This window comes from uncultured Nevskia sp., assembly GCF_903885465.1.
In the GTDB taxonomy this organism is placed as follows: Bacteria; Pseudomonadota; Gammaproteobacteria; order Nevskiales; family Nevskiaceae; genus Nevskia.
Genome location: NZ_CAISIQ010000411.1, coordinates 1 through 5,262, shown reverse-complemented (window position 1 = coordinate 5,262; position 5,262 = coordinate 1). Strand labels below are relative to the sequence as shown.

The 5,262-nt window shown below is 61.3% G+C and carries 2 protein-coding genes; both read right to left on the bottom strand.

The window, feature by feature from the left end; all coding sequences use genetic code 11:
* Positions 1-1,050 (bottom strand): GTP-binding protein (locus tag QZY06_RS16015; RefSeq protein ID WP_295686065.1); only part of this gene is annotated, 1,050 nt, incomplete at its 3' end.
* Between the two features lie 163 nt (positions 1,051-1,213).
* A complete protein-coding gene (locus QZY06_RS16010; RefSeq protein WP_295686066.1) occupies positions 1,214-5,167 on the bottom strand; it encodes a Calx-beta domain-containing protein in 3,954 nt (1,317 codons plus the stop codon).
* Positions 5,168-5,262: the final 95 nt, after the last annotated feature.

Genomic DNA, 5,262 nt, shown 5'->3' with positions numbered 1-5,262 from the left:
GCCGATGCGGAAGCCGAAGCCGAGCGCACCGGAATTCTCGGGCTCGAACTGCAGCGCCGAATCGTTCAGGCGCAGCTTCTGCAGGCTTTCGCGGAAATCTTCGAAATCTTCGGCGTCGATCGGGAACATGCCAGCGAACACGCGCGGCTGTACCTGACGGAAACCGGGCAGTTGCTCGACCGAGGCGCGGCTGGCTTCGGTCAGGGTATCGCCGACCGGCGCGCCGAAGATGTCCTTGATGCCGGCGACGATGAAGCCGACCTCGCCGGTCTCCAGCGAATCGCGCAGCACCCGCTTCGGTGAATGGACACCGAGCATGCCGACTTCGTAATCCTTGCCAGTCGAGATCACGCGGATCTTCTGGCCTTTCTGGATTCGGCCATTGACGACGCGAACCAGCGAGACGACGCCAAGGTAATTGTCGAACCAGGAATCGACGATTAGCGCCTGCAGCGGCGCATCGACGATGCCGTGCGGCGGCGGCAGACGCAGCACCAGCGCTTCGAGCACGTCGTTGACGCCGAGGCCAGTCTTCGCAGAAATGCGCAGCGCATCGGTGGCTTCGATGCCGATGATGTCCTCGATCTCCTGCGCGACTCGTTCCGGCTCGGCGTTCTGCAGATCGATCTTGTTCAGCACCGGCATCACTTCGAGCTTCTGCTCGAGCGCGGTGTAACAGTTGGCAACGCTCTGGGCTTCGACACCCTGAGAAGCGTCGACCACCAGCAGCGCACCCTCACAAGCAGCGAGCGAACGGCTGACTTCGTAGGAGAAATCGACGTGGCCCGGCGTGTCGATGAAGTTCAGCTGGTAGGTCAGCCCATCCTTCGCCTTGTAGTTCAGCGAAACGGCCTGCGCCTTGATGGTGATGCCGCGCTCGCGCTCGATCGGGTTGTTGTCGAGCACCTGCGCCTGCATCTCGCGTTCTTCGAGCCCGCCGCAGATCTGGATGATGCGATCGGCCAAGGTCGATTTGCCGTGGTCGATGTGGGCAATGATCGAGAAATTGCGAATCTGGGCTTGCGGAACGTGGCGGGCAGGCTGCGACATGGGACGGGCGGCAAAAGAATCGGCGGAGTATAGCGGCTCGCGCCTTTGCCGCCGGAGACAGATCGGATGATCGGGGCGGAGCTCACGTCTGCGGCAGCGAGGCAACGACATCGCCGCCGCAGGTTCAGAGGTGCCGGATCTCGCGCGCTGCCTGGCGCCCGATTTACTGGCGCAGGGCTGGCAACAGGCCGAGCTTGGTCAGGAATACCCGTGTTTCTTCCCGGAGCTGAGTCGCTTCGCCAGGGTCAGAAAGCAGATCATGACCCTTCCCAGGCTTGCTGTTGAATTCGCAGATTCGCCCCAAGCGGATCAGCGCCGAGCAGACGTGAACGCTAGGAGTAGCGGCGACCGTGGTGTCGTGATCACCATGCGTGATCAACACCGGGGGGAAATCCGCGTCAAGATTTGCGCTGGGCGAAATGGTCGCGGCCAACGCGCCGAAACGGAACGAACTGCCGTAAGCCAGGACATTCGGCTCGGTCGAAGTGTTGGGAATCCCCGCCCGGGTCAGCACGGCTGCTGGCCGCAGCACAGGATTGTCTGCTGCAGTTCCGGTGATCGGCGCATTGCGCATTGCTGTGAAGAAAGCGACGCCGCCTCCTGCAGACGATCCCGAAACCACCACGCGCGCCGGATCGATACCGAGTTCCGCAGCATGATCCTGCACCCATTTGACAGCCGCTCGGCCGTCGTCGGCCGACACATATGCGTACGTTCCAAAGCGTTCATTGACCCGATAGTCCGGGGCGATACCCACCATCCCGTGGGTTCTCGACCAATACCGCGCGTCACTCATCGAAGCGTCGGCGTTGCCCCGCGTGAAGCCACCGCCGAACCAGTGCATCAATGCTGATCGATGATCGGCTGCCTGCCACCCCGGAGGCTTGCAGACGAAAATGCGCAGCGGAACTGGCGGTTGATCACGGTAGACATAGCTTTCACAGCCGGATTCCTCGGTGGGGGTGGCTGCCACCGGATCGATGGTCGAGATCACCGACAGTGTTGAGCTGTAAGTGCCGATATTCAGCGTCACGGACGTCTGCGTGGCGTAACTCGCCGATGCTCGAAACTGCACCACCACTTGGTCGCCACTGACAACAGTTCCCGCAGCCGAGCTAAACGCTCCGCCGTTGATGCTGTAACTGCCTCCGGCAATGCTGATCGCAGTCGCGGCCGGCGGGTTGTAGACCGTTATCGGCACCGTAGTCTGGAGACTTTCCGGCAGCACCTGTCCCCCAGCAAACATCGAGGCATTGACCAAGGTAAAGGCCTGCAGCTTCATCGCGTCGCTCTCGGTCCGCATGGCCCAGGCCGCACTCGAACCACCAATGCTCAAGGTCACCGTTTTCTTCGAGTTGTAACTGCTGCTGCTGATCATCTGCAAGGTCACCCAATCTCCGCCCCGAACGGTCGAAGGCGCGCTGGTGAATGGGCCACCGTTGATACTGTAGCTGCCGCCGCTCACCGATATCGGCGTCGGGACATTGATGCCGCGTATCAAGCCAGCTTCGCTGCTTACCAGAGAGTTTCGCGGTCCGGTTGTATTGCGGAAGGTAAGCACGTCCGGGAAATCATCCGCTGGAGCGTCAGCCGTCACGGTGAACATGCCGCTGACACCGCCGAGACTCAGGCTTGCGGTGGCGACATCACCGCGATTGGCGCCGGGAATGACCAGCAGGCGAACCCGGTCGCCGTTGCTGACCGGCCCCGGCATTGTCAGGAACGGCGCCCCGTTGACGCTGTATTCGCCGCCGCTGATCGAGGCAGTTACCGGTGCGGTGATGCCACTGACGATCACCGGTTCGCTGATCGTGGCCAGCAGCGGGAATGCGGCCGGATTGCTCTTGAAGCTGAAAGCATCCGGGGTGATGTCGGCAGTTAGCGTGGTGACGTCGAAGGTCGCACTGACACCGCCGATGGTCAGCGTTGCCGCGACGGTCGTCGCATAGGCGGCAGACCCGAGCACACGAACACGGATCACGTCGCCATTGCGAATTTCGCCGGCACTCTCTGTAAACGCTGAGCCTCCAATACTGTATTGCCCCCCCACGATCGCGACTGGCACTGGCTCATCGATGCCGACAATCGTGATCTCTGCGCTGCTGACGGTACTGCCGAGCGCGGCATCGACCGCTGGGGCGAATGCGAAGGTATCCGGCGTGATGTCTGCATTGCGCGTCGTGACGCCATAGACGAATCTGACGTCGCCGATAGTCAGAACCGCTTCGGTGCTGGTCGCGAATGCTTCACTGGCAATCTGTTCCACCACAATGCTGTCGCCTTGTTCGATGCTGCCGACAGCCGCCGTGAAGCCGCCGCCGTTGACGCTGTAGCGCCCCCCGGAAATCGAGATTGCGGTCGCGGTATTGATGCCACTGACCATGACGATTTCGCTGAACTGGATGCTGCCGGGTGCAACATCGATGGTCGGCGCAAACGTGAACGCATCCGGATTGGGGTCGGCGACAAAGAATCCGACTGTGGTCGCAGAGAAATCGGCACTGACGCCACCGATACTGACCGTCACCGTGTTCGTCGTGGAGCCCTCGTCCGAAGCCTGCACTTCGGCGGTCACCGTATCGCCGTCGACCACCTGGCCGGGCTCGCTGGTGAATGCGCCGTCGTTGATTCGATACCGGCCGCCGGTTACCGAAATCGGCACGGCGACGTTGATGCCCGATACCTTGATCGGCTGGCTGCGCTGCGCGCTACCCGAAGGAACTCCGTTGGACGGCTCAAATGCAAACGCATCCGGTGTTCCATCTGCCGAGAATGTCTGCGTCGTGACGCTGTAGGTGCCAGACACTCCACCAATATTCAGCGTGGCCGTCCGGGTTTCGGAGAATCCATACGCCGCCATCACCTGGATCGTGATCAACGCGCCATTGCTCGCGCTGCCGCCGCTGTCGGAATAGGCGCTGCCGTTGATGCTGTAGTAGCCACCGACGATCGATACCGGCGCAGCCGCATTGATGCCGCTGACGGTAATCGCGCTGCTCGTCTGCAGGCTGCCGAGTGGCACATCGACAGTCGGTGCAAAACCGAACGTATCAGGCATGGTATCCGGAGCTTGATCATCATTGATGATGGTCGCCACACCTTGCCCCTTGGCGATGATCAGACCGGCCGGGCTGAGCAGGTTGACGACAAAGGTCTCATCAATCTCGGAAACGGTATCGCTGATGATCGTGAAAGACTGCGTCCGACTGGTTTCGCCCGGAGCAAACGTCGTGGTGCCGGTCCTTGCTGTGTAATCAGCGCCCGCGGTCGCTGTGCCGTTCGCCGTCGCAAAACGCACCGACACGGTCTGCTTCGACGCTGCCGACAAGCGAAACGTGAATCGTGCCGTCGCCGCACCACTATTGCCTTCGGTGATCATCACATCATCGATGCTGACGCTCGGAAGCGACGGCTGGGCGGTCGTCACGGCGAAGTCCGCACTGACACCTCCGATAGTCAGTGTTGTTCGAGCGGTCGTCGCGGCCGTGTTGGAGGCTGTCTGTTGAACTCGCACTGTCTGGCCGGCTGTCACCGTGCCCGAAGTGCTCACGAAAGCCCCATCGTTCACGGCGTAACTGCCGCCCACCACAGAGATCGGACTCGCGTCATTGATGCCCGTGACGGTTATCGCATTGCTCGTCTGGACACTGCCCGGGACCGCATCGGTCACCGAGCTGAAACTGAACGTGTCCGGCATCGTCCCTGTCGCGGCGTCATCATTGCGGATCGTCGCCGAGCCCTGACCCTTGGCAATCGTCAAACCGACCGGCGTGTTGAGGTTGATGAAGAACGTTTCATCAGCCTCTGCAACAAGGTCGCCATTGATCGTGAAAGATTGCGTCCGACTGGTCTCACCGGGGGAGAACGTTGTCGTACCGCTTCGACTGCTGTAGTCGCTCCCCGCCGTAGCCGTCCCATTCGCCGTCGCAAACCGCACCGACACCGTCTGTGTCGATGCCGCCGACAATCGAAACGTGAATCGCGCCGTCGCCGTTCCGCTGTTCCCCTCGATCACGCTCACATCGTCGACACTGACACTCGGCAACTGCTGTGCGCCGACCGACAGCGGCAGAAACAGCGCAATGAAGCCAAGCAGCCCAACCGCTGACACGATCACACGGGTCAACGCGCAAGATTGAACGGCGGCGACTGCTCGAAGCATGACCAACTCCCCAAAGCATCACCTTCGATGTTGAAGATGATTTCGCCGCG